Source organism: Paenibacillus sp. FSL R5-0517 (assembly GCF_037974355.1).
GTDB lineage: Bacteria > Bacillota > Bacilli > Paenibacillales > Paenibacillaceae > Paenibacillus.
Genome location: NZ_CP150235.1, coordinates 4,364,457 through 4,390,719, shown reverse-complemented (window position 1 = coordinate 4,390,719; position 26,263 = coordinate 4,364,457). Strand labels below are relative to the sequence as shown.

Below are 26,263 nucleotides of genomic sequence, written 5' to 3'. Positions count from 1 at the left end.
AACATAATGAAGATATGTATGGCCTGGATGAAAAAAGGGATGCTCCCGGAAGGGAACGATTGGAGGTTAACATCATGAGCACTGCACCGATTCTGCTTCAAATGGAACACATCCACAAGCAGTTTTCAGGCATACCTGCACTGAAGGATGTGGATTTCTCTGTAAAAGGCGGGGAGATTCATGCGCTGCTGGGTGCCAATGGTGCCGGTAAGAGTACGTTAATGAAAATTTTGTCTGGTGCTTATCCATTGGATCAGGGGACGATTCAGCTAAGTGGACAAGCGCTTCATTTAAGTTCTCCGGGAGACGCGAAGGCAAGCGGGATTCACTGTGTCTATCAGGAAGTGGATGCGGCACTGGTGCCACAGCTGACGGCTGCGGAGAACATTATGTTGGATCAGTTGGCTTCACCTGCCGGGGGGTGGTGGAAAAGTCCGCGGAAGCTGCAACAGCGTGCGATTGAGGCATTGAAGCAATTAGGGGCGGACATATCCGTTCACCAAAAAGTGGCTGATCTGACGCTTGCAGAAAAACAGATGATACTGCTGGCGCGGATTTTGATTCAGGATGCCAAGGTCATCATTTTTGACGAACCTACTGCACCGCTGAGTCAGGAAGAAACGGATGCATTTTTCCGGATTGTTCATCTGTTGAAGGAACGGGGCGTAGCCTGCATTTTCATAACCCATCGTCTTGCTGAAGTGACGGGTCACTGTGATCGCGTTACGGTTATGAGGGATGGGCAACATGTATTTACCGGTGAAGCAAAGGGACTGGCGATCAACGATTTGGTTACTCAGATGCTGGGCAAACCATTTGAAGAAGAGTTTCCGAAGACGGAAGCGCCCGTGGGGGAGCTGCTATTGGAGGCACGTGGACTTCGTCGTGGAGTGAAGGTCAAAGGTGTTGATCTCTCTGTACGCCGAGGTGAAGTCCTTGCTGTGGTGGGTCTGGTAGGCGCGGGTAAAACCGAAAGCTCTCGCTTGCTGATTGGTGCAGATCGGCTGGAGGGAGGCGAGATCCGGCTCAACAACCAGAATCTCCGTCTGTCTCAGCCTGCGGATGCGGCGGCTCTGGGGATTGTTTCTGTTCCGGAGGAGCGACGTAAACAAGGAATCCTGATTCAGGAGAACGTGGAACGGAATCTAAGCCTGCCTTTGCTAAGTCGTCTCAGTACATTAGGTTTCGTAAGCCGCAAGCGGGAACGTCTGAATGCAGAGTCATTGGTGAAACAGCTTGGAATTAAAACATCGTCAGTGAAGCAGGAAGTAAAATACCTAAGCGGTGGTAATCAGCAGAAGGTAGCCATTGGAAAATGGCTTAATGCGGATGCGGATGTATTTATATTTGATGAGCCAACCAAGGGCGTAGATATTGGGGCGAAAAGTGACATTTTCCGCATCATCAATGAACTGGCTTTGGCCGGCAAGGGTGTCATCTATTTCACCTGTGAACTGGATGAAGGCATGGGAATTGGCGACCGAATCGCAGTCATGTGCGAAGGTGTTATCGTGAAAGAGTTCAAACGAGGCGAGACTAATCAAGAACAGCTGCTATACTATGCAAGCGGTGGACAAGAGGTGCAGTCATGAAGGATAAATCACTGGATTTTGCGTTCCGTTACGGGGCGATTATAGTCATTATTGGAGTTATTGCATTTTTCGGCATTAAATTGCCTTATTTCTTTACGTATAGTAACTTGACCGATATTTTGGGCTCGATCTCAATCGTCACGTTTGTCGCGATCGGTGTTACGTTATCTCTCATTGTTGATGGATTTGATCTCTCGGCAGGGGCAACGGTCTCATTGACAACTGTCGTTACTGCTTCGTTAATGATCTGGTATCAACAACCCTTGGCAATCGTCATTATTGTGCCACTGATTATTGGGGCTGTGATTGGTTTGCTGAACGCCTTGCTCATTGTAAAATTGCGTATTCCGGATTTGCTGGCAACCCTTGCCACGATGTACATCATCGGAGGTATTCACAAAACGTATGCACAGGGTTATACCATTTACAATCACATGCAGTTCCCTGATGGGAGCAAAGCTGCGGGAGAGATGGACCCGACATTCCTGCTCATAGGGCAGGGGAAATGGCTCGGTATGCCGATATCGGTTATCCTGCTGCTTATTGCGGTAATAGGTGTGCATATCTTTTTGACGTATACGAAATACGGGCGCCAGATGTACATTACAGGCGGTAATGAGGAAGCTGCACGTTTGTCTGGAATCAAGGTGAAAAAGGTGCGTACACTCGCTTATGTAGCTGCTGGAGTGTTTGCAGCAATCGGTGGTATCATCTATGCTTCCAAAGTGGGATCTGGGCAAATTGATGCTGGATCACCGTTGTTAATGGAATCGGTAGCTGCAGTATTTGTCGGTTTCTCTGTATTTGGTGCGGGTAAACCGAATGTCATCGGAACCTTCATCGGTTCGGTTCTGATTGGTGTTCTTGTGAACGGGTTAACGATGATGAACGTACAGTATTTCACCCATGATATTGTAAAAGGTGGGGTTCTCGTGCTTGCCCTGGCGGTTACATTTTACGTCTTAAACCGCAACCGGACTTGAAATTGTGGGCTGTCTGTATTAGTATGAAATTTGTTCGGCGTCTGAAATGCCCGTGGTTTCAGACGACATTCTGCCGAAAATGACTGTTGACCGCAGGCGGAGATTTGTGTTCATCGCTCAAGATGTACGTAGATTTTTTGCGTATGAACGTATATTTCGCTATAAAACGGAAACACAGTATAACATTCAGGACATTGATACAGGAGGTGAAAAACAAATGAACAAATCAGACTTGATTACACACGTATCTGAAGCGACTGAATTGTCCAAAAAAGATGTAACGAAAGCGGTTGATGCCGTATTCGAAGCAATCTCTGAGGCTCTTCAAAGCGGAGATAAAGTACAATTGGTTGGTTTTGGGAACTTCGAAGTTCGCGAGCGCTCCGCACGTAAAGGACGCAACCCGCAAACAGGTGAAGAAATCGAAATTCCTGCGAGCAAAATTCCTGCATTCAAACCAGGTAAAGCGCTCAAAGACGGAATTAAATAAGATTTCTACATATTCCATATGTCGACAAAAAGACCGTGACTTGTTCACGGCCTTTTCTTTTGCCCTTTAACGATGATTCTTGCGGCTATCCGAGTGCTCAGGATCATCCGGTTGCCCGGTATAAGCAACGAGAATCAGTTCTTCGCCAGCAGCTGCAGACAGATGCTGTTCAATTTCTTTTAACTGATGAATATGCTCGTCTGTAAGTGCGGCAGGGGTGTACTTCATGTAGATTCTCCTTTCTGTGGGGGTACAACTGTAGTATGACCCGGGGGTAGCTGATTCTTGCGGTGCATTCGTATAAGGGGCAGGTTGACAAATGAAACAATCTTAATCATCATTAACGCTATCGAACTTAAGAAGGGGACATGCGTGATGGATCATCCAACCGGCAATGATTATATTGTAATTAAGGCAGAGGAAAATGGTGTCCAGGTGATCGGATTAACCCGAGGTCAGGATACACGTTTTCACCACACCGAGAAATTGGACAAGGGTGAAGTGATGTTTGCCCAATTTACCACTCATACCTCAGCTATTAAAATCCGGGGCAAAGCCACGCTGATTACCAAGCATGGACAGATTGAATCGGAGTAATGTACAGATTGAATACAATCAAATGAAGATTGCAGGCATAGCCTGCTTTTTTTCATTGTACAATGAGGTATGAGCCTTTACCGGACAGACTACACTAACAGGTAAAGGCAGGGAGGCGTATATGAATCCGCGGATGATTGTTACTGCTTCAATGCTGGCAACGGTTGCGGCAGTCTTTCTGCTTGTTGCGATACAAACCTTACATATGCGTACCTGGGGCGGGGAAAACGTACAACCTGCCTCTGCATCACATCATCCTGTTCAGCTAACGAATGACAATCTGGTTGATGTGCTAAGCTCCATGCAACTATCCACACCCATCGCAAGAGTGGAATGGAAACAGTCCATTTTGACACTGGACCTCAAAGTAAAAGGAACGGGTACAAGTTACACTGAAATCTATGAGAACATGGCAGCTGTGGCGGATCTGGGCTTTCGTACTCTGGATAACGTGGATCAGGTGCTGTTGCGTGTGATGGCAGAGGATGAATGGATGCATAAACGACATCTGTTGCTTGCTGCTGATATTCGGCGTGGTGAGTGGCCCCTGTATGCGATTGACACATTACGGAACTGGAAAAGTGCGGCCTTTTCAGAGGAATTGAAGGACTGGTTTCATTTGATGGAAACCGAACTCTGGAAGAAGCAATTCGAAATGACAAGTCAGGGGTAATAGAATAGCAGGATTCAGTGCGTGCCCGATCAACATATGCTATAATATATAAGATTGTAGTGCAGAAATGGTTTAACAATGTTAAGGCTCGGAGGCTGAGAATGAATTCATATCGCGTACCCCAACTAGCAAAGAAATATACGGATTACGACATGATTCGACAACATACGGAAATCCCATCATTTCCGGATAGCCGAGCACGTCTGCTGCAGGTATTTGTGGGCCGCACAGACGAAAAGGTGCATCAAGAGTTATATGCTCTTGCAACTTCGCTCGTTCAGTTGGCCATGGATACGCATGATCGAATCGATACCATTTCCGGTGAGCGGAGAGAGCAGGAGATGCGTTCACGCCAGTTGAATGTACTCGCCGGAGATTATTTAAGTAGCCGTTTTTATCAATTGCTTGCCCAAGCGGGCAGAATTGAAATGATCGGCAAACTCAGTGGTGCTGTATCCGAAGTGAACGCACGCAAGATGACGCTGTATGAACGGATGAAGAAGCTTCTCGTTTCGGCTGATGAATACTTGCGTGAAACGGTACAGCTGAGAATGCAGCTGTTTCTTTCATTTACAGGCATGATTCGAGATAACGAAGAATCACTATGGAACAGCCTGTTGACCGAATTCAGCTCCTGCGAAACGATCGTGGAAGAACTGAAGCGGATGAATGACGAAAGACAATATCTCCACAGCTATGCATACTGGCACATATACGAGCATGGTAATGACGATGAGCGCACTGTGCTGCGTCAATCTGAACCGGATGTACGTGCATGGAACGCTATGATGCTGAAGCATAGGGTTGGTGAAGTTTTGCTGGACAAGCTTCGCGATTGTACACACCGCATTCAAGTGTTGTTGCAAGACGAGGAAGGGCGAATGGGCTTGCATGAGATCCATGCGATTCTTGAGCCTTACTTGGCATATTTGCAGCCTTCACATGCGGCAGTAAGGGAAGATTGAGGGGGAGACAGACGAATGGGGAGCGGAGAGACCAAACCGAAAGAAGAATATGTCCATTCGGTTTTTCAGAGCATAGCCGGAAAATATGATGTCATGAATGATATTCTAAGTTTCCGCAGGCATAAGGCTTGGCGCAAATTCACCATGAAAAAGATGAATATGTCCAAAGGCGACACCGGTCTTGATTTGTGCTGCGGCACGTGTGACTGGACGCTTGCTATGGCAGAAGCAAGTGAAACAGGGCACATGCACGGACTTGATTTCAGCAGCAACATGCTGGAGGTCGGCCAGACGAAGATCAATGCGGTGCAACGTCAGAATCAGATTACCCTGACACAGGGAAACGCCATGTCACTTCCTTTTGAAGACAATTCATTTGATTATGTGACAATCGGGTTCGGGCTTCGCAATGTACCGGATCTCAGACAGGTGTTATCTGAAATGAAACGTGTGGTCAAACCGGGCGGTATGGTTGTGTGTCTGGAATTGTCCAAGCCAACATGGCAGCCGTTCAAAGGCATTTATTATTTTTATTTTGAGAAGGTTTTACCGAATCTTGCCAAAGTGTTTGCTAAAAGTTTTGAGCAGTACAAATGGCTGCCCGACTCTCTGGCGATTTTTCCCGGAAGGAAGGAACTGGCGGACATTTTTGCAGAAACAGGATTACAAGAAGTGCAGGCCTACCCTCTAACCGGAGGTATCGCGGCATTGCATATTGGAACCAAGGAGAATCAGCATGTTTAGGAAAATTCGCATCTTTTTAGAAATGATCAAGATTGAACATACGCTTTTTGCTTTACCCTTTGCATTTATGGGGGCCATTCTAGGCTCCATGGTAGTGGATGATACCTTCCCAAGCTGGATGCAGATCATGTGGGTATTGCTTGCGATGGTCGGTGCACGTAGTGCAGCATTCGGTTTGAACCGGATTATTGACCAAGCGATTGATGGTAAAAACCCCCGTACTGCGATGAGAGCCATCCCGGCAGGGCTTTTGAAAAATGGGGAAGTTGTTATATTTGTCATTATCTCATTTATATTGTTATTCTGGGCCTCATCCAATCTTAATGTATTGTCCATGCAGCTGTTGCCTATTGCTGTGTTTATGTTGGTACTGTATTCGTACACCAAACGATTCACATGGTTATGCCACGTCGTTCTCGGAATGACGATTGGTTTGGCACCACTTGGTGGCTGGGTAGCTGTAACAGGCACGATGGATTGGACAGCGATTGTGCTGTACGTTACGATTGTGTTCTGGACAGCGGGCTTTGATATTATCTATGCATGTCAGGATCTGGAATTTGATCAGGGAGAGGGTCTTCACTCCATACCTTCCCGTTTTGGCCTGGTTAAATCCTTGCAGATCGCTAAGTTCTTCCATGTGATTACTGCAATTGGTTTTCTTGCATTATTGTTGATGACAGATCTGAGCTGGTGGTATGGCGCAGGCATGTTGGTGACGTATGGAATTCTGTTCTATCAACACTATATTGTATCGCCTAATGATATGAGCCGTGTTCAAACGGCGTTTTTTACCATGAACAGTTTGCTTAGTATAATCGTATTTACGTTTACTCTGATTGATCTGGCGGTGAAATAAATGGTACAGCAACCGGACAATAAAAGACTGGTTGTCGGAATTACCGGAGCGAGTGGCAGTATATATGGCATTCGATTAATTGAAACGCTGCTTGATTTGGAATATAACGTTCATCTGGTCATATCCAATGCAGGGTGGCGTGTATTGAAAGAAGAAATGGACTGGGATGTGACGAATCGGGATGTGGTGCTGGAAGAAAAATTCGGCAACCGTGCGGGTTCTCTGATCTATCATCCTGTGAGTGATATAGGGGCCTCCATTGCAAGTGGTTCTTATCTGGCCGACGGCATGATTATCATGCCATGTTCTATGGGAACTCTTTCGTCCATTGCGCAGGGATCCTCGGATAATCTGATGTCCCGTGCAGCTGATGTGATGTTGAAAGAGGGAAGAACATTGATCCTCGTACCACGTGAGACGCCTCTTCATGCAATCCATCTGGAGAACATGCTGAAGCTTTCACGTCTTGGTGTGCGTATGATACCGGCTATGCCTGCTTTTTATTACAAACCTCAGACTATGGATGAGTTGATTCTGTTTTTGGTGGGAAAAGTGCTGGATAGCTTGCGCATCCCACATCAACTTTTTACAAGATGGGGAGAACCGGATGAACGGGGATAATGACTGAGTCCGATACAAGGCAGTTTTTTGCCAAGGTGTTGCTCGGTTTATTTGTCCCCCGAATCCCGGGGTATTGGTGAGTGCTGATGGTGAGTCTTCATGAACCACAGTCTTGACCCATGCTCCGGCAACTTCTGTATTTTGTTTCAGAACAAGTCGCAGAGTTTAATTCCCGGGTGTCGGCCATGACATTCGGTGAAGAAGAATACGTTAGATCTTTATGGAAAAACACAAGCAAGAACGGTAAGCCGGGTTTATCGTAATGCCTGCAGGCCCGACTTGCTGGAGGGGAAGGTAAGCATGGATTTGTGGACTGACAATACGCTGATACGGGTGAACGAATGAAACTATTGGATATTTTCGGGTTGTTAAAAAAGGACATGGATTACATTGAGAAAGAGCTGTATCGCAGTGTTCGAGGAGAACAGAAGCTGCTGAGTGAAACGTCGCTTCATTTGCTCAAAGCAGGAGGAAAACGGTTGCGGCCCGTTTTTGTATTACTTGGCGGGAAATTTGGTACATATGACATTGAACGTCTGAAGCTGGTCGCGGTTCCGCTGGAACTGATTCATTCCGCATCGCTCGTTCACGATGATGTGATTGATAATGCGGAGACACGCCGAGGCAAACCCACGGTGAAGTCAAAATGGGATAATCGGATTGCCATGTACACAGGAGACTATATCTACGGTAAGGCACTTGAGATGACTGCCGGATTATCCGATCCAGCTATTCATCGTATTCTTGCCAAAGCCATGGTACAGATGTCCATTGGTGAAATGGAGCAAATTCGCGACTTTTTCAATACGGGACAAAGTGTTCGTAACTATCTGCTGCGGATTCGCCGTAAAACAGCACTTCTGATTGCGGTTAGCTGTCAGTTAGGAGCATTGGCCACACGCGCGCCTGAGCATGTATCTTCCCTGCTGTATACATACGGATACAATGTGGGGATGGCTTTCCAGATTCAAGATGATGTACTGGATCTGGTAGGTACCGAGAAACAACTTGGTAAGCCACCAGGCAGTGATATGAAGCAAGGAAATATTACTCTTCCTGTACTTTATGCCCTAGAAGAATCCGATCTGCGGGAACCTTTGCTTAAGGAGATTTCCCGTGTCCAGCATGAAGAAGGACGGGCAAGTGCATCGGATGCAATTGGAATGATTCGCCAAAGTCAAGGAATCGCTAAAGCAGAAGCCCTTGCTGACCGATATATGAAGAAAGCGCTCGATGCTCTCGATCAGCTACCTAACATCAAGACGACCAAAAACCTGCGTGACATCGCTCATTTTGTGGTTAAACGTACGCATTAAACTTTGTATGACCTTCAACTCTCAGATCGCTCATACCCAAAGATGAACAGACTTGTGATATTCCTCATTGGGAGGATTTGGACATGTATGTTACAATCAGAGGGATTGCGTTTACATAGTGATTAACTTTGAACCGTGAGTGAGGAGTGAGCTGATGGATCGTACATTTTTGATGGTGAAGCCGGATGGTGTGCAGCGTGGATTGATCGGTCGAATTATTAGCCGTCTGGAAGACAAAGGATTTAAGTTGGTGGCAGGCAAATTGGTGCAGATGTCTGAGGAACAGGCAAAACGCCATTATGCTGAACATGAGGGCAAACCGTTTTTCGATGATTTGGTTCGTTTTATCACATCTGGGCCTGTATTTGCCATGGTGTGGGAAGGGGACGATATTGTGGCGCTTGCGCGCATCGTCATCGGAAAAACCAATGTGAAGGAAGCAGCTCCGGGTACCATTCGCGGAGACTTCGCCAGCCACACACCACATAATCTGATTCATGGGGCAGATTCACCGGAAAGTGCTTCCCGTGAAGCAGCCAATTTCTTTGCTTCAGATGAATTGGTGGTATACGACAAGAGCATCGCAGCCTGGTTGTAATTATTAGCCAAAAGGGTGATACACGATGCTGGAGCAAGAACAACTACTAGACCCGGATTACACCGGATTCATTCGTAAAATCAAAGAGAGCACAGGCATTGATCTTGCTCAATACAAGGAAGGCCAGATGAAAAGAAGGCTGACCACACTTCGCAACAAAAACGGGTTTCATACATTTTCTAACTTTTTTGATGCTATGCAGAAAGATAAATCATTGTTTTACGAGTTCCTTGATCGCATGACCATTAACGTGTCTGAATTCTGGCGTAATCCCAATCGTTGGGAAGTGCTGCGGGACGAGATCCTGCCTGAACTGCTAGGGTCCAAGCGTCGTGTCAAAGTCTGGAGTGCAGCCTGTTCAACAGGTGAAGAACCATACACACTTGCCATGATTTTGGACACGATGGGCATTTTGAAGGACAGCTCGATTACGGCAAGTGATCTGGATGAAGGTGCATTGGCCAAAGCCAAAGAAGGGCGTTATATGGAACGCTCACTTAAGGATGTGCCAAAGGAAACGGCGAACCGTTACTTCAAGCAGGATGGCCTGGTATACCGTATTGATGAGCAACTCAAAAATTCGATCAAGTTCATGAAACAAAATTTGCTGGTGGACCGTTTTGACGATGGGTACGATCTGATTGTGTGCCGAAATGTCATGATCTATTTTACCGAGGAAGCCAAAAACCTGTTGTATCACAAATTTGCAGCAAGTTTACGTCCAGGCGGTATCTTATTTGTGGGCAGTACGGAGCAGATCTTCTCCCCAGGACAATATGGTCTGGAGACAGCAGAAACATTTTTCTATCGGAAAAAATAATGATAATGGTTGTTCAGCCGTCTGAAGCACATGTACATGTGTTCAGGCGGTTATTTGTATACCAAGTACAAGAAAGAGCCGACTTTCTTGTCAAAGCCGGTCAGCTATACTATAATAAGCAAAGAAATTATGGGATTTTAGCAATGTGAAGTTTAACAGTTTAAAGGGGGAACGTATTATGAGTTTACGCTATTTAACCGCAGGGGAGACGCACGGACCCCAATTGACCGCTATTATTGAAGGATTGCCAAGTAATTTGACGATTGATTTTGAAGAACTGAATTTCCAGCTTCACCGCCGCCAAAAGGGGTATGGTCGTGGACGCCGGATGCAGATCGAGAAGGATCAGGCGAATTTCGTTGGTGGTATCCGTCACGGATATACAACAGGTGCTCCGGTAGCGCTGGTTGTTCAAAATAATGACTGGAAACATTGGCAGAATATTATGAATATTGAGCCGATCGAAGGCAGTGACGAAGAGAAACGTCGCGTTCATCGTCCTCGTCCCGGACATGCTGATCTGAACGGTGGACTCAAGTATAATCTCAAAGACTTGCGTAACGTATTGGAGCGCTCCAGTGCACGTGAAACAACAGTACGTGTGGCATGTGGTGCCATTGCACGTCAATTCCTGGCTGAATTTGGAATCAAGGTAGCTGGACGTGTACTTCGTATTGGAGAGATCGAAGCTCCATATCAGGACCTTCCGATTGATGAACTGATCGCAGTGACAGAAGCTTCCTCTGTACGTGTCACGGATGCTGAGACAGAGAAGAAGATGGAAGCCTACATCGACCAGATTAAACAAGAAGGCGATTCCATCGGAGGAATCGTGGAATGTATCGTTGAAGGGGTGCCAATTGGTCTGGGTAGCTATGTTCAATACGATCGCAAGCTGGATGCGCGAATCGCTCAAGGCGTAATGTCCATTAATGCATTCAAAGGTGTAGAGATTGGTATCGGATTCGAAGCCGGAGTCATTCGTGGTTCACAGGTGCATGATGAAATCATGCATACGGATGAACGCGGCTACCACCGGGCAACCAACCGTCTGGGCGGATTCGAAGGCGGGATGACGAACGGTATGCCAGTGGTTGTACGCGGTGTGATGAAGCCAATCCCAACGTTGTATAAGCCACTGCAAAGTGTGGATATTGATACGAAAGAAGCATTTACGGCTCAGGTTGAGCGCTCGGACGCTTGTGCTGTACCAGCAGCAAGTGTGGTGATGGAGCATGTTGTAGCGTGGGAAATTGCCAAGGCATTCCTGGAGAAATTCGGTGGGGATTCCATGGAAGAGATCCGTGCTAATGTTGCTAACTATAACGCTCAACTGGAGAATTACTAATATGCGTCAGCTGACGGTACAGTTGGAGGAACGCTCATATCCGATTCTGATTGGTAGCGGCCTATTGGCACAAGCCCCTCAATATTTTGAGCAATATGGCCTAACCAAAAAAAGTCCGTTACTCATCATAACAGATGAAAATGTGGCTCCCAAATACTTGTCAGGTTTGGAGCAAACGCTGCGTACGGCTGGTTATACAGTCGTATCGGCGGTTGTACCCTCTGGTGAAACATCGAAATCCCTTTCGGTGTATCAGGATATGATGACTGTCGCGATCGAAGGCAAACTGGATCGGAGTTCTGCGATTCTGGCCCTAGGTGGTGGTGTCGTAGGTGACCTGGCTGGCTTTGTTGCCGCTACATATATGCGTGGAATCAAGTTTGTTCAAGTACCTACAACGATTTTGGCGCATGACAGCAGCGTAGGTGGCAAGGTGGCTGTCAATCATCCGCTGGCCAAAAATATGATCGGTGCATTCCACCAGCCTGAGCTGGTACTCTACGATGTGGACACACTTCAATCCTTGCCGCCACGAGATGTTTCGGCAGGTTTGTCAGAGATGCTGAAGCACGGGCTGATCCGTGATGCGGCTTTTGCACACTGGTGTGAGGAGCATGCAGAAGAGTTGCTTGCGCTTAATCCGGAAGCACTGGGATACGGCTTGGAGCGCGGGTGTGGTATCAAGGCAGAGATCGTATCCAGAGACGAGCGTGAAAATGGAGAACGTGCATTGTTGAACCTTGGACATACGATTGGTCATGCCATTGAAGCGATTGCCGGTTATGGAGAATTCCTGCACGGAGAAGCAATTTCCATCGGTATGGCTGGATCGGCATTGCTTGGTGAGAAGCTTGGTGCGCCAGCAGGGCTGTATGAAGATACGGTCCGCATGTTGCGTTCACTTCGCCTTCCAACAACGATGCCTGCTCATCTGGACACGGATGCATTAATGGAAGCGATGATGCATGACAAAAAATTCCGTGAAGGTCATATGGTGTTCATCATTCCTGATCGGATTGGGGCTGCAAGAATTGTGAAGGACGTACCTGTGTCGACAGTTCGGGACGTCATTGAAATGCTCAGGAAGGGAGAGTAACAGCAATGGTCACACGGGGAATTCGCGGGGCTACAACAGTCACGCAGAACAACGAAGAACAGATTTTGAAAGAAACGGCTGTATTGCTGCAGGAGATCGTGGATCGCAATGAGATCCAACCGGAAGATATCTGTAGTGTGTGGATTACGTTAACTGGGGATCTGGATGCTGCTTTTCCGGCAAAAGCTATACGCCAACTGGATGGTTGGGAACTCGTACCACTGATGTGTGCGCTGGAAGTTCCGGTTAAAGGTGCATTGGCACAATGCATTCGATTCATGGTACATGTCAATACAAACAAAGCTCAGAACGAAATCCATCATGTGTATCTGAACGGTGCACAGGCATTGCGTCCGGATCTGGCAGCACCTTCTGGATCTTAAAGAAGCAGGTTGTCAAACCGATCATAATGATGTATAGTGAGAACCAGTTGAGTAGAGTAGAGATTGAGCTGAGAGCAGCTGAGCTAGTGGAGTATATAGCAGAGTCCAGTGGGTGGTAACCGGGGCAACAGAAACCGGTCAACTGATTCACGGTACGTCGTGCTACGGAAGTTGTAACAGGAACAGGGAAGCAGCAAATGTGTCGTAGGACACCTTTTGTGTAGATATATATCGGTACAACACAAACATGTACTCTCCCATATTTTACGAAATATTGGAATGAGTAGTTGATTTGTTATAACTGATTTATTTTCCCGCATTGGATGATGTAACATGCATCAATTCAGCGACCTGTAATAATCCGAGAGCGAAGTATAGGGACTTGTTATTTATGAAGCATCACCCTGTTGAATACAGCTTATAACCAAACCTCTACCTGATGGTAGAGGTTTTTTTGTACATATTTTTTTTCTTCTACCCTTATAGGTTCAACTAAGCTTTTTACACAAACCGAAAGGACAGAAATAACCTGATGAAGCGGAGCGTTTGCCTTTATCACCGGATTTTCCCTTTAGAAAGGGAGTCAAAAAATTCTGGGGATAACAGCGATCGGAAGGTTGTTCTGTCATCGGAGTGTTCAGTGTAAACCTCACTAGTTGAACTTATATAAATCTGAAAGGACGTGATTTGATGATAACGCCAAACGTTAATCAAGTACTGAAAATGTCAAATGAGTATAATCTGATTCCGGTAGTCAAACGGATTTTGGCAGATATGGAGACTCCGATTCGAATATTCCGCCGTTTTGCTGACAACGACCGGGCATTCCTGTTGGAAAGTGTAGAGGGGGGAATCCAATGGGCGAGATACTCGTTCATCGGTACAGATCCGTTCCTGATGATTTCGGCCAAGAAGGGCCGGATTGTAGTGGAAGAAGCGGGACAGACTCGTGAATTGCCAGGCAAACCGATTGAAGAACTGAAAGCACTGTTGCGTAAGTACCGCAGCCCAAAAGATGATGAACTGCCACCATTCACAGGCGGGGCAATTGGTTTCTTCGGATATGATCTGCTGTCCTATTATGAGAAGCTTCCAGCCCACGCGCTGGATGATCTAAATATGGATGACATCCGTTTTATGTTCTGTGACCAGATTATCGTGTTCGACCATGTGAAGCAGCAGATGTTGCTCGTCGGTAATGTACACGTCAAGGATGGTGCAACGGATGATGAGATACGGCAAGCGTATGCGGTGACTTCGGAGAAGCTGGAGCAGGCCGCTGAACGGTTGCAGCAGCAAGGACCAGGGGAAAACCTGAATCCGCGTTCCATTCCGGGAGACGTGGAACTGGGAGATATTCGCTCCAACCTTACGAAGGAACAGTTCATAGGTAATGTAGAGCAAGCCAAAGAGTACATTCGCGCAGGTGATATTTTTCAAGTGGTATTATCCCAGCGTTTTCACATTGATACAGAGGTTTCTCCGCTTCACGTGTATCGTGTGCTTCGGACCCTGAATCCATCACCTTATATGTACTACCTCAAAATGGATGATGAAATTATCGTCGGCACTTCGCCTGAAGCACTGGTCAAGGTGGACGGAAATCGTGTGGAGACACGTCCGATTGCGGGAACACGTCCACGGGGGGCAACCGAAGCGGAAGATCGTGCACTCGCTGCTGACCTGCTCCAGGATGAGAAGGAACGTGCGGAGCATCTCATGCTGGTTGATTTGGGCCGTAACGATCTGGGTCGGGTATCCAGCTTCGGCAGTGTGAAGTGTGACATGTTCATGGAGATTGAACGGTATTCTCACGTGATGCACATGGTATCCAACGTTACGGGCGAGCTAAGAGATGATAAGGATTTCTTCGATGCGTTCCTCTCATGCTTGCCAGCGGGTACCGTATCTGGTGCACCGAAACTTCGTGCAATGGAGATCATAGCGGAACTGGAGAAAGAGGCACGCGGTGCATACGCCGGAGCGATTGGATACCTCGGTTTCTCTGGTAACATGGACTCCTGTATTACGATTCGTACGATTATTTTCAAAAAAGGAAAAGCATATGTACAGGCCGGAGCGGGAATCGTGTGGGATTCTGTACCTGAGAATGAATATGTAGAAACGGTTAACAAAGCCAAAGCATTGCTCAAGGCGATTCGAACAGCAGAAGCCATGTTTCCTGCCAAAGAAAAGGACAGCACGTTGAAATTGGCAAATGCAGACTACTTTGTCACACCAGCTGCCGCTAAAAACTAAGAGAGGAGAGACCGGAGATGAACATAAACCCGATTATGAATGAAAACTCTGTAACCCCGATTACTGAGATGACTCGCGAGGATGGCATGAAGAATGGATTAGCGAAGATTTTAGAGGGCAGCCATCTGGAGCAAGCCGAAGCACGAGATTTGATGTACTCGATTATGAGAGGTGAGGCAACGCCGGCTCAAATCGGAGGTTTGTTAATGGCGCTGCGCATGAAGGGGGAAACGGTGGATGAGATCACCGGTTTTGCTGAAGCGATGCGTGGTCAAGGCGGACGGATTCTCACGGATGGCAGCGGCTTGTTGGACACTTGTGGAACAGGCGGATCGGGTATTCATAAATTCAATATTTCCACGGCATCTGCCATTATTGCTTCCGCCGTTTCGGTTCGGGTCGCCAAACATGGCAACCGTTCAGCTTCAGGAAAAGCAGGTAGTGCAGATGTATTAGAGGCACTCGGTGTAAATATCCATCTGAACGGGGAACAGGCCAGACAATGTCTGGATGATATCGGAATTTGCTTCTGTTTCGCCCAAGTATATCACCCTTCCATGCGACATGCGGCAGGACCGAGAAAAGAGCTGGGTGTGCGTACCATTTTCAATATGCTCGGACCATTAACCAATCCTGCGGGAGCAGATCGCCAATTGCTTGGCCTGTATGATCGTTCCCGGACGCCGATGATCGCTGAAGTGCTGAATCGTCTTGGTCTCAAAAGAGCGTTGGTCGTGGCCAGTCATGATGGTCTGGATGAAATCAGTATCTCGGCGCCAACTCAGGTATCTGAACTTCGCAATGGTGAAGTGCACACCTACGATATTGATCCACGTGATATGGGCTTGTCTCTGCATCCACTCGAAGCGGTGCTTGGAGGAGATGCGGCACAGAATGCCGAAATTATTAAGAGGATCTTCCAGGGTGAGCAGAGTGCCTACCGTGATGTCGTACTGTTGAACGCTGGAGCATGCATCTACGTATCCGGTCTTGCAGATAGCATTGCTGAAGGGGTCACACTTGCCGCTGAAGCGGTAGATTCAGGCAAAGCTGCCGGGAAGCTTGAACAGTTAATTCATACAACGGAGGCGTACAGTCATGTATCTTGATCGAATCGTTGCAACCAAACATAAAGAAGTAGAAGTATTGGCACAGACATTTCGCATGGATGAGGCTATCCAAAAAATTGAACAATTACCGGCAACCCGGGGATTTGAACAAGCATTATCAAGCAAACGCAATCGCAAACTCGGCCTTATTGCTGAAGTGAAGAAGGCTTCGCCATCCAAAGGGTTAATTCGCCCGGATTTTCATCCGGTAGAGATTGCTACTGCTTATGAGCGAGCAGGTGCAGACTGCATCTCCGTATTAACGGATGTGTCGTATTTTCAAGGGAGCAACGAGTACTTGCATGCGATCCATCAAGCGGTGAATATTCCGTTATTACGCAAGGATTTTATTATAGATGAGCGACAGATTGCCGAGGCAAGATTACTGGGTGCGGATGCGATCCTGCTGATTGCCAGCATTCTGACACCTGAACAGATTCGTCAATATCTGGAATTTGCCAAAAGTTTGGGACTGGATGCCTTGATTGAAGTTCACGATCGAACAGAACTGGAGCAGGTATTGGAGATTCCGCAGGCAACACTTGTAGGCATTAATAACCGTAATTTGAAAACATTCGAAACCAGTCTGAGCACGACACTGGATTTGATGGAATTGATTCCAAGTGGGGTCACCTTGATCAGCGAAAGTGGTATTGATGGACCAGAATCAACAGTGCCTCTGATCCAGGCCGGTGTTCATGGTATTCTCGTAGGTGAGCATCTCATGCGCAAGGATGATGTCGAGGCGGCTGTATATGATTTGATGGGACCCAAATGATGAATACTTCCATACACGATGGCACAGGTGACAGTATGTCTGAACGGAGAAACCCGCTGCCAGCGGCCGTAAAAATATGTGGACTTCAGGACGTTGAAGTGCTAAAATCGATGATAAACTTGCCTGTGGATTACATTGGTGTTGTTTTTGCCAAATCACGCCGCCGAATCGAACCCGAGCAGGCTGCTGCATTAAGGACCGTGTTGTTCGAATGGTCTATCTATGATCGCCCGAAGCTTGCAGGTGTATTTGTGAATCCTACGCTCGAAGAGTTGGAACACATTATGGAGATTGCTCACCTGGATGTTATTCAACTGCATGGACAGGAGTCTGCGGAATTCTGCCATCAGGTCAAGCAGCGGTGGAATGCCGAAGTATTCAAGGTTTTTTCTTTTCCCAAAGATGAAACGGGTCCGGAAGCTGATGATGTAGCCGTAAGGGCTCTTGATGCTTACGATAAATTCGTTGATGCGATATTGCTTGATACCCATGATCCTCTATATGGAGGGGGCTCCGGGAAAACATTTGCCTGGGAGCGAATTCCTGCCTATGCGGAATGGGCGAAAAGTCGCGAAATCTCTCTGTTCGTTGCAGGAGGTTTGCAGCCGGACAATGTACAGCAATTAATACAGACATATGCACCTTTCGGCGTCGATGTATCCAGTGGCGTTGAAACTGAAGGTGTGAAGGATATTGCCAAAATTACAGCATTCGTAGAAAGGGTGAAGCAGGCATGACACATCAATTGCCGGATCAACACGGGCGTTTCGGTCACTTCGGAGGCCGCTTTGTACCTGAGACACTAATGAACGCACTTATTGAGTTGGAGGAGGCATACAGCCACTTCTCTGAAGATGAGGAATTCAACAAGGAACTGAATTATCTGCTGAGCGAGTATTCTGGACGTGAAACCCCATTGTATCATGCAGAGCAATTGTCACGCCGATTGGGCGGACCGAAAATTTATCTGAAACGTGAAGATCTCAATCATACAGGCGCGCACAAAATTAATAACGCCATTGGACAAGGTCTGCTTGCCAAACGGATGGGCAAAAAGAAAGTTATTGCCGAAACGGGTGCAGGTCAACACGGCGTTGCAACGGCAACTGTAGCCGCATTGCTTGGACTGGAATGCAAAGTATTTATGGGCGAAGAAGATACAGAGCGTCAGCAGTTAAACGTATTTCGGATGAAGCTGCTCGGAGCAGAAGTAATTCCGGTTACGTCCGGAACACGGACACTGAAGGATGCTGGTAATGAAGCGCTTCGCTACTGGGTCAGCAATGTGGAGGATACGTTCTATGTGCTTGGATCAGTGGTTGGACCTCATCCATATCCGATGATGGTGCGGAATTTCCAACGAGTGATTGGTGATGAGACCCGTCGTCAGATTCAGGAGATCGAAGGACGTTTGCCGGATGTAATTGTAGCAGCTGTCGGTGGAGGAAGTAATGCAATCGGCATGTTCTATCCATTTATCGGTGACCAGGATGTGAAGCTTGTTGGCGTTGAAGCCGCAGGCAAAGGGGTCGATACCGAGTATCACGCTGCGACGATGACCAAAGGTACGCATGGTGTGTTCCAGGGATCTATGAGTTACCTGTTGCAGGATGAGTATGGACAGGTTCAGCCAGCACATTCCATCTCGGCCGGACTTGATTATCCGGGTGTTGGTCCGGAGCATTCCTATCTCAAGGATATTGAACGGGCAAAATATGTACCGATCACGGATCAGGAAGCACTGGATGCCCTGCAACTTCTATGTCGGACAGAAGGAATTATTCCTGCTCTGGAGTCTGCACATGCGGTTGCCCAAGTTGTCAAACTGGCGCCTGAACTCACAGCAGATGATATTGTAGTCATTTGTCTGTCGGGACGGGGAGACAAGGACGTTGAATCAATCATGAAATACACGGGAGGTGACTTGGGATGAATCTGATGGACCAGACCTTCCAGCAATTGAAGCAACAGAATCGCACGGCACTTATTCCATTCTTAACCGTGGGAGACCCGGATGTGGATACAACGATCGATATCATCAAGGAGCTTGAGCAGGCCGGAGCGGATATTTTGGAACTGGGTGTTCCTTATTCCGATCCACTTGCAGATGGCCCAGTCATTCAGCGTGCTTCCGAACGTGCGCTGAAAAGCCAGATTACTATTCGTACGGTTATGGAAACCGCAGCAAAAGCTCGTAAGGCAGGTGTGAAACTGCCGTTTGTGCTGTTCACCTATTATAATCCGGTCTTGCAGACCGGGTTGGATGTATTCTTTGAAGAATTGGTCAAACACGATATTAGTGGCATGATCATTCCGGACTTGCCAATTGAGGAAGCGGAAGAGATGCGACAACGTGCTAATCGCGCGGGAGTACATCTGGTGCCACTTGTTGCACCTACATCTAATGCACGGATTGAGCGGATTGTGAATGGAGCAAGTGGCTTTATCTATTGTGTATCTTCCCTTGGAGTAACCGGAGAGAGAGCTTCTTTCTTTGATGGTGTAGAAAGCTTCATTGAGACGGTGAAAAGTCTGACAGACGTCCCTGTAGCGGTAGGTTTCGGTATTTCTAGTCATGAGCAGGTGGAACATTTCTCCCGCATCTGCGATGGTGTTGTTGTAGGTAGTGCCATCGTTCGTCAGGTGGAAGACGCGATCCCTCTGCTTGGAAATCCGGACACGCGTGCAGAGGGGCTGTTGCAAATTCGCAACTTTGTGGCACAATTGAAGGGATAGAGATGTCTTGAAAGTACATCCCTTGGACACATGAGGTGCACGCTCATTCGTGTCTAACATTATCTCAATAACAGGAGGCGGTCGGGTTGAAACCGAAATCCCAGATTGTCAATCTGCCTGTGTACCAACCGGGCAAACCGATTGAAGAAGTGAAACGTGAACTGGGGCTTGAACAAGTCATCAAACTGGCCTCCAACGAAAACCCATACGGCAGTTCTCCTGCCGCCCTGGAAGCCATTACGAGAGAAATGACTAACATAAGCATATACCCAGACGGTAGCTCGGTTGAGCTGACTGGAGTTCTTGCAAAGCATCTTGGTGTTGAACGGAACAACTTAATATTTGGTTGTGGTTCTGATGAGATTATTGCTTTGATCACGAGAGCTTTCTTCTTGCCGGGTGACGAGACCATCATGGCAGATCAGACATTCTCCGTATACAAAAGCAATGCCGATATTGAAGGAGCCGTTACCATCGAAGTGCCTCTTAAAGATGGAACGCATGATCTGAGCGCGATGCTTGCGCAAATCAACGACAAAACGAAAGCGGTCTGGGTGTGTAATCCAAATAATCCGACAGGTACGATTATCTCTGAGCAGGAACTTACAGCCTTTATGGACCGTGTACCTGCACATGTGATGGTTGTACTGGACGAAGCTTATTATGAATTCGTAACCGATGATGCATATCCGCAAAGCATACCATTGATCGAACGGTATCCGAACTTGGTCATTCTGCGGACATTCTCCAAAATTTATGGTTTGGCTTCGCTCCGGATCGGATACGGCATCGCACGTCCCGAAATTATTGATTTGATTAACCGTGTACGTGAGCCGTTTAACACTTCGCGATTTGCACAGGTTGCGGCAACCGCTGCATTACTGGATCAGGATTTTGTTCAAGAGTGCTCGAAGCGGAATGCAACGGATCGGGATTTCCTGCAAAATGAATTTACACGGCTCGGATTGTCGTATTTCCCTTCACAGGGTAATTTCATTATGGTTGATCTGAACATGCCTTCGGCTACGGCGTTCCAATCCTTGCTGAAACAAGGCATTATCGTTCGCCCAGGATTCCACGTATACCCAACTTACATTCGTGTGTCCGTCGGAACATCAGAACAGAACCGTGCATTTGTCACGGCACTGGAGAACACGCTGGCTGAGAAGGCGGTAGCAAGCCCTTAATACTGGCGATGAAAGAGTGAGGACCCATGAAACTAAAAATTGCAATGATTGGTGTAGGACTCATCGGCGGTTCACTTGCGCTCTGCTTCAAAGGCAAGCCAGGTGTAACCGTGATGGGCTATGCCCACTTGGATGAACTGAAGGACAAGTACATAGCGAGCGGTGTAGTGGATGATGCTACGCTCTCACTGGAAGAAGCGGTAGAGGATGCCGACTTTATTTTTTTGTGCGTTCCCGTAGGTTTGCTTGAGTCCTATTTCGAGAAGCTTTCCAGGCTGCCATTGAAGAAAGGATGTATCATCACGGATGTAGGAAGCACCAAGGCTTCCATTGCCGCTTGTGCCGAGCATGTGCGGCTGACTGACGCTTACTTCATTGGTGGTCATCCTATGGCAGGGTCGGAGCGTGCAGGCGTGGATGCGGCCTCAGCCGTGTTGTTTGAGAATGCATATTATGTCTTAACCCCTTCAGAGCAAGTACCTGAAGAAGCTTACAGCAGGTTGTCAGAGCTGCTTGCCTATACGCGCGCACAGATCGTGCGTGTGGAGCCTCTGTTGCACGATGACATCGTGGGTGCGATTAGTCATTTGCCACATGTTATTGCTGTTGCGCTGGTCAATCAGGTGCGTGAATATAATGAGTCAAATCCGCTGTATAAAATGCTGGCTGCAGGTGGTTTCCGGGATATTACCCGGATTGCGTCCAGTGATGCAATTGTATGGAGAGATATCTTGCTTAGCAACCGTGATGTCCTACTGGGCTTGCTTAAGGACTGGAATAGCCAAATGACGGCCTTTACGGATATGCTGGAGCATAAGAACGGTGATGGCATAGAGGAAGCATTCCGTCAGGCCCGTAAGTTCCGCAGTGTATTGCCCGAACGACGCAAAGGCATGATTTCACCGTTATTTGATCTGTACACCGATGTCCAGGATGCTCCGGGTATGATTGGTAAGATCGCAACTGAGCTTGGGGCGAATGACATTAACCTGAGCAACTTGGAGATTATCGAAAACCGGGTTGATGTGCCGGGCATCATGCGTCTGTCTTTCCGTCAGGAAGAGGATATGGAACGAGCCAAGACATTGTTGGATTCCTTAGGCTATCAAGTGCGGGTATAAGACGAGAAAGAGGGCGAAAGCCCTCTTTTTTGTGGGGTTGTATTGGAGTTGTTATATGAATCTCCTCAGAAATCAAAGAGGGTGATATATAAAAGATGAATGCAAATATTAACCTCTAAACTAGAGGTAATTCCTTTTTGAAGACAAAAAAAAGACCGCTTACAAAAGCGGCCATTGCTCACGTGGAGCAATACAGTTATTGGATAGGAGTGGAGAGAAACCATACTGTACCCTTATTATATGTATACGTTTTCATTCTGTCAACACTTTAAATAAAATTGTTTGAATTAATTATATCTTTCGGTAATTCAGGATAATAACTCCTTTTTTTGAGGGCCTGAAATCAAAAAAAATATCACATTTTTGTAACCTTTTCAGTATATCATGCGTCTATATATGAAAGGCTTACCAAAAAGGCTCTAAATGAAGTCATGAACGTGAAAATGACTGCATATGAATGACAGGTCGGGTTCTGTGGACAGCAATGGATTTGCCAGGATGATGCAGACCGTTGTACAATAAATACTGTTAATGTAGAAACGTTGGGGAAATTGCCATTACATAGGGGAATTTGGCGGGAAGGCCAGTTATGGCGCTGAACGCTGTTTATATGCGGTGAAAACCGCAACTTTTTTGTGCCTGTTCGGTAATACATGGATAGAGTCGAACGGGGAGAAGCACATGGATGGGCGAGGAGGGGTCGCACTCAAATGACGGATTCCCAGTTGATTCGAGAGATCAAGGAAGGTAACCTGGAGTTATATTCCGAGCTGATGAGTCGTTATCAGCGTAAAATACTGGCTTTCGTATATCATATGTTGAAAAGTTCCAATATGGAGCTGCTTGCGGAAGATCTCTGTTCTGAGACTTTCTATAAGGCGTTCCGCAGTCTGCACTCTTTCCGTGAGGTGGATGCCTCATTCTCAACCTGGTTATATACCATTGCGAGAAATACGGTACTGAGTGAGCTTCGCAAACAGCGCAGCGGAAATGTCCCACTTGAAGAGAGCGGGATTGTTCCCGTTGCTCCTTCGGAGAATGCACCGGAGTATGCTGTACTGCGCAGCGAGCGGGTGATGCTGGTTAGAGATGCGATTAACAACTTGCCGGAGAAGCAACGTTCTGCGATTATACTCCGCGAGTATGATCAACTAGACTACCAGGAGATTGCGAATATTCTTGGGCAGAGCGTCAGTTCTGTGAAATCGCTATTATTCAGAGCAAGATCAAGCGTAAAAACTCAATTGGAACCTTATTTCTTCGAACCGGTGTACGAGCCATATGAAGGGATGAAGAACCGATGAATTGCAATGATGCCCAGGAACTGTTTGCACTGGTCTGGGACTTGCCGGAGAATCATCCTCAGCGGATTGCATTTCATGCTCATCTCGCTGGTTGTGAAGACTGCTCCGAGCAGTTTGAGGTTTGGGAAGAAGCCCAGATCTTGCTGCACAGCATCCCGATTCCAGTGACAGAACAACAGGCAGAGAGAGTGAACCGTAACGTTATGGACCGGATTTATGCGGAGTCTCCATGGTTATTGCCGGAGGAGGCAAAGGTTAATCGTTTCTCTGCTGCGATCCGCAAGCATATGTCTTTGTGGATTGCCGCGTTCCTGGCTATTTTTTTATGCAGCTTTCTGTACATGGCAATGTTTAAGCCAGATGTGTCAGAAGCTGAGCAAACCAAAGTTGTTGCTACGGGTATTCTGGAGACAGGAGTTGCCGGAAGCGCACCTTCGTCATCTGGATTATATCAGTACGACATGACTGGAGCGGATAGAGGAAGCATTATCGAACCTTTTGTAGTGAGTATGGGACCTGCTTATCCGCAGTATTGGATGGCCCTGTCTTTACTTGCAATTGGAATGGCGTTATTTTCTCTTGGCCGTATGCATCGAACAACGAATAAACGTAAACAAAGTGCGAGTGCATAGGTAATAACCTTTCGTTCGCCGTGTGGAGAAATGAGGGATGTAAGTGCGAATCGGGCTTATTCGTCACGGTCTTACAGACTGGAATGCGGCAGGCCGTATACAGGGGCAGACTGATATACCTCTGAATGGGGAAGGTCGTGAACAGGCTGAGCGACTGGGAAGACGTCTGTTGACTGAAGATTACCAGTGGGACCATATCATCACAAGTGGATTATCGCGGGCACAGGAAACAGGGGAGATTGTCTCCAAACTGTTAAATGTACCTATGCTTGAGCCGGACGCACGGTTGAAAGAAAGGGCTTTTGGTCAGATTGAAGGTCTGACGTCAGAAGAGCGGGTTGCCCGTTGGGGCCAATCCTGGGAGACATTGGACTTGGGACAGGAGAAGATTGCGGATATCCAGCTTCGTGCAATGGCGTTTCTGGAAGATCTATGGTCTGCCTATTCGGACCAAAACGTACTCATTGTCACTCACGGAGCTTTTCTGGCCAACCTGTTAACAGCCTTGTTTAAAGATCGGTATACGCAGCGGATTGGAAACCTGTCACTGACGATCCTGGAAAAGGAACGTGATGACTGGAGTCCGCTGTTATATAATTGCACACGACATCTGTCTTTGGACACAGCAAAACAACCTGAGTAATCCAACTTGGGTTGTTTTTTTGCATTTTAGGGGGAATATAGCCTTTATATGATTTCAAACCTCTCATTTTTCTTCTGATTGGCCGACTTGGGGCATAGTATGATTAACAATTAATTTCATAATTCACTAAAGATATTATGAAATTAATTCAAACATAAAAGATTTCCAAAAAGAGGTTTAGATTATGGGAATTCCGTCAACGATGTTTACAAAACCAAACTATTTCAGGCTCCGAATCAGCAGCCGAAGTAGTTAACGGGCGAGGCGATGGACCCATGAATCTAGCGGATATGCTTACTTTTGCCGATATTGGCCAGCTTAATCGAATTGCAGACTATTACCAATGTGAATGCAAACCCAACTCCAAACATGAACTCATCCAGAGTATTCTCACTACATTGGGCAGCAGACCCTTTTTTGAGCAGCAGGTACGACAACTGAATCAAGCAGATCAGCGCTTTTTGAACAACTTGTTGTTTGATCCTCGCCAGTATTATGGTATGGAAGAACTCATTGCCATAGCCCGTCAATCGATGGACAAAAAGGAGAGTGAGGCAGGCGCCAGTCCACGTGATCTCATCGTTCGCTTCAATAAGAGTGGATGGTTGTTCAATGGGACAACGCAGCAGACCAGGTATTTGTATCAGGTGCCACAGGATCTGAAATTAAGATTCAGGGATGTGTTATCCACACATCTGCGAGCAGGGATCACCAAAACAACGGAACCGCCCATGTATCGGGATGAGTATCATCTCTTAGCGGATGATCTCAAGTTGTTCTTACAGTTTGTCCAGCAGCACGAAATTGCCCTTAACGCTGAGGGCATGATGTACCGGCGCTCTCAACAGCAGATTATAGAGCATCTACACATTAGTGAGGAATTGGTGGGCAAAGGTGGCTGGAGATTCGGATATGGTCGTTCATTTAAGGATTACCCGGATCGTTTTGCACTTCTCTACGACTATGCATTTCACCACCGGCTGGTTCGTGAGGAGCAAGGCATGCTGAAGCTGTCACCAACCGGAGAAGACAAGCTGGGGGCTGAGAAAACGGCCGAAATGATACAGCTATTTAGGTTTTGGTTAAGATTGTATAAAGGTGCTATTCCCAATCTGTCCTCTATTGTGTATTGGACAGGCGAATGTGCCTTGGAATGGTCGACCGCCGAGTCGCTGTTTCGTCAGATCGGTCCATTCATTCAGCCGTTCTATTATGATACGGCGGAGGCCATCTATGATAACAGAATTGTTAAAATGATGTTGCATCTTGGCATGGTCCGAATTGGGGAACATGAGGAAGGTCGGACGATACAAATGACAGCTTGGGGTTCACGTCTTGCTGCATCCTGCCGCTCCATTTCAGGAGACGTTACACCTATTATGTTTGACAAGTGAAGGACAAGTTGCTAA

28 protein-coding genes are annotated in these 26,263 nt (G+C 47.1%); 27 read left to right on the top strand and 1 reads right to left on the bottom strand.

Annotation, left to right across the window (positions count from 1 at the left end):
• The first annotated feature begins 74 nt into the window (after positions 1-74).
• The 3 genes from MKX40_RS19455 to MKX40_RS19445 all read left to right on the top strand — a co-directional run bounded on the left by MKX40_RS19455 (position 75) and on the right by MKX40_RS19445 (position 3,065).
• Positions 75-1,592 (top strand): sugar ABC transporter ATP-binding protein, encoded by a 1,518-nt coding sequence (locus MKX40_RS19455; protein WP_339235229.1) that lies wholly within the window; start codon positions 75-77, stop codon positions 1,590-1,592.
• Complete coding sequence (locus MKX40_RS19450) at positions 1,589-2,575, top strand: ABC transporter permease (protein ID WP_339235227.1); 987 nt, start codon at positions 1,589-1,591, stop codon at positions 2,573-2,575. The genes MKX40_RS19455 and MKX40_RS19450 overlap by 4 nt, the downstream gene beginning before the upstream one ends.
• 217 nt (positions 2,576-2,792) lie before the next feature.
• On the top strand, positions 2,793-3,065 hold the full coding sequence (locus tag MKX40_RS19445) for an HU family DNA-binding protein (RefSeq protein ID WP_024630670.1): 273 nt from the start codon (positions 2,793-2,795) through the stop codon (positions 3,063-3,065).
• Between the two features lie 66 nt (positions 3,066-3,131).
• Here MKX40_RS19445 and MKX40_RS19440 read toward each other — a convergent pair whose 3' ends face one another.
• Positions 3,132-3,293 (bottom strand): hypothetical protein, encoded by a 162-nt coding sequence (locus MKX40_RS19440; protein ID WP_339235225.1) that lies wholly within the window; start codon positions 3,291-3,293, stop codon positions 3,132-3,134.
• Between the two features lie 147 nt (positions 3,294-3,440).
• Between MKX40_RS19440 and mtrB the strand changes: the two genes are divergently transcribed.
• From mtrB to MKX40_RS19320, 24 genes are all read left to right on the top strand, one after another.
• Entirely contained in the window at positions 3,441-3,662 is a 222-nt protein-coding gene (mtrB, locus tag MKX40_RS19435; RefSeq protein ID WP_017687697.1) for a trp RNA-binding attenuation protein MtrB, read from the top strand.
• A 121-nt stretch (positions 3,663-3,783) separates the two neighbouring features.
• Positions 3,784-4,335 carry a hypothetical protein gene (locus MKX40_RS19430; RefSeq protein ID WP_339235223.1) on the top strand — a complete coding sequence of 184 codons (552 nt, stop codon included), beginning with the start codon at positions 3,784-3,786 and terminating at the stop codon, positions 4,333-4,335.
• A gap of 101 nt (positions 4,336-4,436) precedes the next feature.
• Positions 4,437-5,300, top strand: a complete 864-nt coding sequence (locus MKX40_RS19425; RefSeq protein ID WP_339235221.1) for a heptaprenyl diphosphate synthase component 1 — start codon at positions 4,437-4,439, stop codon at positions 5,298-5,300.
• A 15-nt stretch (positions 5,301-5,315) separates the two neighbouring features.
• Positions 5,316-6,044 (top strand): demethylmenaquinone methyltransferase, encoded by a 729-nt coding sequence (locus MKX40_RS19420; protein ID WP_339235218.1) that lies wholly within the window; start codon positions 5,316-5,318, stop codon positions 6,042-6,044.
• The gene (locus MKX40_RS19415) at positions 6,037-6,903 is read left to right on the top strand and encodes a UbiA-like polyprenyltransferase (RefSeq protein WP_339235216.1); all 867 of its coding nucleotides are present in this window, start codon (positions 6,037-6,039) and stop codon (positions 6,901-6,903) included. Before MKX40_RS19420 ends, MKX40_RS19415 begins: the two co-directional genes overlap by 8 nt.
• Entirely contained in the window at positions 6,904-7,524 is a 621-nt protein-coding gene (locus MKX40_RS19410; protein WP_339235214.1) for a UbiX family flavin prenyltransferase, read from the top strand.
• A 341-nt stretch (positions 7,525-7,865) separates the two neighbouring features.
• A complete protein-coding gene (locus MKX40_RS19405) occupies positions 7,866-8,840 on the top strand; it encodes a polyprenyl synthetase family protein (protein ID WP_017687703.1) in 975 nt (324 codons plus the stop codon).
• A 154-nt stretch (positions 8,841-8,994) separates the two neighbouring features.
• Positions 8,995-9,438 carry a nucleoside-diphosphate kinase gene (ndk, locus tag MKX40_RS19400; protein ID WP_339235211.1) on the top strand — a complete coding sequence of 148 codons (444 nt, stop codon included), beginning with the start codon at positions 8,995-8,997 and terminating at the stop codon, positions 9,436-9,438.
• A gap of 25 nt (positions 9,439-9,463) precedes the next feature.
• Positions 9,464-10,258 carry a protein-glutamate O-methyltransferase CheR gene (locus tag MKX40_RS19395; protein ID WP_062835189.1) on the top strand — a complete coding sequence of 265 codons (795 nt, stop codon included), beginning with the start codon at positions 9,464-9,466 and terminating at the stop codon, positions 10,256-10,258.
• A 178-nt stretch (positions 10,259-10,436) separates the two neighbouring features.
• Positions 10,437-11,606: a chorismate synthase gene (aroC, locus tag MKX40_RS19390; protein ID WP_105599406.1), complete on the top strand. Its 1,170-nt coding sequence runs from the start codon at positions 10,437-10,439 to the stop codon at positions 11,604-11,606.
• Between the two features lies 1 nt (position 11,607).
• Positions 11,608-12,702 carry a 3-dehydroquinate synthase gene (gene aroB / locus MKX40_RS19385; protein WP_339235209.1) on the top strand — a complete coding sequence of 365 codons (1,095 nt, stop codon included), beginning with the start codon at positions 11,608-11,610 and terminating at the stop codon, positions 12,700-12,702.
• 5 nt (positions 12,703-12,707) lie between these two features.
• Positions 12,708-13,085 carry a chorismate mutase gene (gene aroH / locus MKX40_RS19380; RefSeq protein WP_253438600.1) on the top strand — a complete coding sequence of 126 codons (378 nt, stop codon included), beginning with the start codon at positions 12,708-12,710 and terminating at the stop codon, positions 13,083-13,085.
• A gap of 690 nt (positions 13,086-13,775) precedes the next feature.
• Entirely contained in the window at positions 13,776-15,344 is a 1,569-nt protein-coding gene (gene trpE, locus MKX40_RS19375; RefSeq protein WP_339235205.1) for an anthranilate synthase component I, read from the top strand.
• Positions 15,345-15,412: 68 nt separating this feature from the next.
• Entirely contained in the window at positions 15,413-16,453 is a 1,041-nt protein-coding gene (gene trpD, locus MKX40_RS19370; protein ID WP_253442664.1) for an anthranilate phosphoribosyltransferase, read from the top strand.
• Complete coding sequence (gene trpC / locus MKX40_RS19365) at positions 16,443-17,231, top strand: indole-3-glycerol phosphate synthase TrpC (protein ID WP_339235202.1); 789 nt, start codon at positions 16,443-16,445, stop codon at positions 17,229-17,231. Before trpD ends, trpC begins: the two co-directional genes overlap by 11 nt.
• Positions 17,232-17,266: 35 nt before the next feature.
• The gene (locus MKX40_RS19360; protein ID WP_339235200.1) at positions 17,267-17,968 is read left to right on the top strand and encodes a phosphoribosylanthranilate isomerase; all 702 of its coding nucleotides are present in this window, start codon (positions 17,267-17,269) and stop codon (positions 17,966-17,968) included.
• Entirely contained in the window at positions 17,965-19,164 is a 1,200-nt protein-coding gene (gene trpB, locus MKX40_RS19355) for a tryptophan synthase subunit beta (protein ID WP_215076005.1), read from the top strand. Before MKX40_RS19360 ends, trpB begins: the two co-directional genes overlap by 4 nt.
• Positions 19,161-19,967, top strand: a complete 807-nt coding sequence (gene trpA / locus MKX40_RS19350; RefSeq protein ID WP_339235196.1) for a tryptophan synthase subunit alpha — start codon at positions 19,161-19,163, stop codon at positions 19,965-19,967. Before trpB ends, trpA begins: the two co-directional genes overlap by 4 nt.
• A gap of 86 nt (positions 19,968-20,053) precedes the next feature.
• Entirely contained in the window at positions 20,054-21,154 is a 1,101-nt protein-coding gene (gene hisC, locus MKX40_RS19345) for a histidinol-phosphate transaminase (RefSeq protein ID WP_339235194.1), read from the top strand.
• Between the two features lie 26 nt (positions 21,155-21,180).
• Positions 21,181-22,275, top strand: a complete 1,095-nt coding sequence (locus tag MKX40_RS19340) for a prephenate dehydrogenase (protein WP_339235191.1) — start codon at positions 21,181-21,183, stop codon at positions 22,273-22,275.
• Positions 22,276-22,985: 710 nt separating this feature from the next.
• Positions 22,986-23,579 carry a sigma-70 family RNA polymerase sigma factor gene (locus MKX40_RS19335; protein WP_062835180.1) on the top strand — a complete coding sequence of 198 codons (594 nt, stop codon included), beginning with the start codon at positions 22,986-22,988 and terminating at the stop codon, positions 23,577-23,579.
• Entirely contained in the window at positions 23,576-24,211 is a 636-nt protein-coding gene (locus MKX40_RS19330; protein WP_339235188.1) for a hypothetical protein, read from the top strand. Before MKX40_RS19335 ends, MKX40_RS19330 begins: the two co-directional genes overlap by 4 nt.
• Before the next feature lie 43 nt (positions 24,212-24,254).
• On the top strand, positions 24,255-24,854 hold the full coding sequence (locus tag MKX40_RS19325) for a histidine phosphatase family protein (protein ID WP_339235185.1): 600 nt from the start codon (positions 24,255-24,257) through the stop codon (positions 24,852-24,854).
• A 275-nt stretch (positions 24,855-25,129) separates the two neighbouring features.
• A complete protein-coding gene (locus tag MKX40_RS19320; RefSeq protein ID WP_339235183.1) occupies positions 25,130-26,248 on the top strand; it encodes a hypothetical protein in 1,119 nt (372 codons plus the stop codon).
• Positions 26,249-26,263: the final 15 nt, after the last annotated feature.

Excerpts from the sequence above, each read along its gene's own strand:
- trpC (WP_339235202.1), top strand. The coding sequence starts at position 16,443 with ATGTATCTTGATCGAATCGTTGCAACCAAACATAAAGAAGTAGAAGTA.
- MKX40_RS19440 (WP_339235225.1), bottom strand. The coding sequence starts at position 3,293 with ATGAAGTACACCCCTGCCGCACTTACAGACGAGCATATTCATCAGTTA.
- mtrB (WP_017687697.1), top strand. The coding sequence starts at position 3,441 with ATGGATCATCCAACCGGCAATGATTATATTGTAATTAAGGCAGAGGAA.
- aroC (WP_105599406.1), top strand. The coding sequence starts at position 10,437 with ATGAGTTTACGCTATTTAACCGCAGGGGAGACGCACGGACCCCAATTG.
- trpD (WP_253442664.1), top strand. The coding sequence starts at position 15,413 with ATGACTCGCGAGGATGGCATGAAGAATGGATTAGCGAAGATTTTAGAG.
- MKX40_RS19320 (WP_339235183.1), top strand. The coding sequence starts at position 25,130 with ATGAATCTAGCGGATATGCTTACTTTTGCCGATATTGGCCAGCTTAAT.
- MKX40_RS19420 (WP_339235218.1), top strand. The coding sequence starts at position 5,316 with ATGGGGAGCGGAGAGACCAAACCGAAAGAAGAATATGTCCATTCGGTT.
- MKX40_RS19335 (WP_062835180.1), top strand. The coding sequence starts at position 22,986 with ATGACGGATTCCCAGTTGATTCGAGAGATCAAGGAAGGTAACCTGGAG.
- MKX40_RS19450 (WP_339235227.1), top strand. The coding sequence starts at position 1,589 with ATGAAGGATAAATCACTGGATTTTGCGTTCCGTTACGGGGCGATTATA.
- ndk (WP_339235211.1), top strand. The coding sequence starts at position 8,995 with ATGGATCGTACATTTTTGATGGTGAAGCCGGATGGTGTGCAGCGTGGA.
- MKX40_RS19425 (WP_339235221.1), top strand. The coding sequence starts at position 4,437 with ATGAATTCATATCGCGTACCCCAACTAGCAAAGAAATATACGGATTAC.
- trpE (WP_339235205.1), top strand. The coding sequence starts at position 13,776 with ATGATAACGCCAAACGTTAATCAAGTACTGAAAATGTCAAATGAGTAT.
- MKX40_RS19445 (WP_024630670.1), top strand. The coding sequence starts at position 2,793 with ATGAACAAATCAGACTTGATTACACACGTATCTGAAGCGACTGAATTG.
- aroH (WP_253438600.1), top strand. The coding sequence starts at position 12,708 with ATGGTCACACGGGGAATTCGCGGGGCTACAACAGTCACGCAGAACAAC.
- trpB (WP_215076005.1), top strand. The coding sequence starts at position 17,965 with ATGACACATCAATTGCCGGATCAACACGGGCGTTTCGGTCACTTCGGA.
- MKX40_RS19330 (WP_339235188.1), top strand. The coding sequence starts at position 23,576 with ATGAATTGCAATGATGCCCAGGAACTGTTTGCACTGGTCTGGGACTTG.
- MKX40_RS19455 (WP_339235229.1), top strand. The coding sequence starts at position 75 with ATGAGCACTGCACCGATTCTGCTTCAAATGGAACACATCCACAAGCAG.
- MKX40_RS19340 (WP_339235191.1), top strand. The coding sequence starts at position 21,181 with ATGAAACTAAAAATTGCAATGATTGGTGTAGGACTCATCGGCGGTTCA.
- MKX40_RS19405 (WP_017687703.1), top strand. The coding sequence starts at position 7,866 with ATGAAACTATTGGATATTTTCGGGTTGTTAAAAAAGGACATGGATTAC.
- MKX40_RS19415 (WP_339235216.1), top strand. The coding sequence starts at position 6,037 with ATGTTTAGGAAAATTCGCATCTTTTTAGAAATGATCAAGATTGAACAT.
- MKX40_RS19395 (WP_062835189.1), top strand. The coding sequence starts at position 9,464 with ATGCTGGAGCAAGAACAACTACTAGACCCGGATTACACCGGATTCATT.
- MKX40_RS19410 (WP_339235214.1), top strand. The coding sequence starts at position 6,904 with ATGGTACAGCAACCGGACAATAAAAGACTGGTTGTCGGAATTACCGGA.
- aroB (WP_339235209.1), top strand. The coding sequence starts at position 11,608 with ATGCGTCAGCTGACGGTACAGTTGGAGGAACGCTCATATCCGATTCTG.
- MKX40_RS19430 (WP_339235223.1), top strand. The coding sequence starts at position 3,784 with ATGAATCCGCGGATGATTGTTACTGCTTCAATGCTGGCAACGGTTGCG.
- trpA (WP_339235196.1), top strand. The coding sequence starts at position 19,161 with ATGAATCTGATGGACCAGACCTTCCAGCAATTGAAGCAACAGAATCGC.
- MKX40_RS19360 (WP_339235200.1), top strand. The coding sequence starts at position 17,267 with ATGTCTGAACGGAGAAACCCGCTGCCAGCGGCCGTAAAAATATGTGGA.